The 1252-nt window shown below is 44.6% G+C and carries 2 protein-coding genes; both read right to left on the reverse strand.

The genetic code is table 11. The features are described from left to right. Positions 1–504: 504 nt before the first annotated feature. Entirely contained in the window at positions 505–777 is a 273-nt protein-coding gene (locus C7A19_RS11585; protein WP_116644944.1) for a type II toxin-antitoxin system YafQ family toxin, read from the reverse strand. Further along, positions 770–1048 (reverse strand): type II toxin-antitoxin system RelB/DinJ family antitoxin, encoded by a 279-nt coding sequence (locus tag C7A19_RS11590; RefSeq protein WP_077458086.1) that lies wholly within the window; start codon positions 1046–1048, stop codon positions 770–772. The genes C7A19_RS11585 and C7A19_RS11590 overlap by 8 nt, the downstream gene beginning before the upstream one ends. Positions 1049–1252 lie beyond the last annotated feature (204 nt).

A 1252-nucleotide genomic window follows, 5' to 3' on the forward strand; every position in this document is an offset into this window, starting at 1 on the left:
AGCCCTTCTAGGGTTCAAATCCCTATCTCTCCGCCACATACCGAAAGCCGCTGCTCAGTCAGCGGCTTTTTTGCATTTATTGTCCCGCAAACTCCCAAACTCTGACCTCACCAACATTTTAGGCGATTCTGTCTAAACAGCTATTCTGCACTCTGGTACGCTAACCCTTATATTTCTGCCTCTTACATGGCCTTTTGGATGCCGACAACCAAAGGGCGGTAGCGTGGAACGCAACAAAACGCCTACATAGATGCACGCTTTCTCATGACCGATTCACACTTTCCTGGGGCGAAAAAATAAAAAACAAGAATAATCAATCGGTTAAAAGTACAAGCGCGGGGATAATGTGAACACCTCAACCGGGATAGGCGGCATGCACATTATCACCAATGAGGATTTGATGAGAAAGATGGAAAACCACATGATTATCATGAGGTTATAGATAAGACAGGGCGTATAACGATTTTGACAAATCGAGCACGCACACTAGTACAATGTTACATGTTATCGAAATAGTTCGGAATGGGTGCCAATTCGAGCCAGTTTGAGAGAGGTGTCATCGACTTTGTAAATCAAAACTAAATCCGGTTTTACGTGGCAATCTCGATAATCCTGCCAGTTTCCAGACAAAGAATGATCAACGTATTTTTCCGGTAGTGTTTCCCCGAGCTGTAATTGTTTAATGACATGACCGACTTCAACTACATCGGGAATCGAAAGTTTTGCTATTTTCTTGAAGTCCTTTTTAAATTGTATTGAGTACTCGAGTTTAAGCATTGTCGGTCTTACCGATATTGAATTCTTCGAATAGCTCTTCAATATTGCTGGCGGTATTTGCCTTGCCGGACTCGAGCTCGGAGATGGCTGAGGCTGTTGCTGCATTGGGTTGCTTGACTTTAAGCTCAAAGGGTATGCCGCCGTAATTAACGACCGCTTTGGCAAAAAGCTTTATTGCTTGAGAGGGGCTAAGTCCCATGTTCTCGCAAACGTGAGTAAACGCTAACTTGGTGTCGTGGTCAATTCGGGTGCTCAGCATTTCGTTTTTCATAACATCACCAAATGTGTGAATCTGTAATACAATGTGATACAAAGTATAGCAAAAGCATGTAACAATGCCAAGCACAGCGACAGCTTTTACGTTGCGGCTTCGCCTACACTTCAAAGCTGCGCGTGTTGGCGGCGTTAGGTGCTCGTCAGCCTCTACACTCAGGGCGAGCGCATGAGTGTTCATTTTTCAACCATCGCCGGTATG

It is taken from the genome of Salinivibrio sp. HTSP, from assembly GCF_003390965.1.
GTDB classification, from domain to species: Bacteria; Pseudomonadota; Gammaproteobacteria; order Enterobacterales; family Vibrionaceae; genus Salinivibrio; species Salinivibrio kushneri.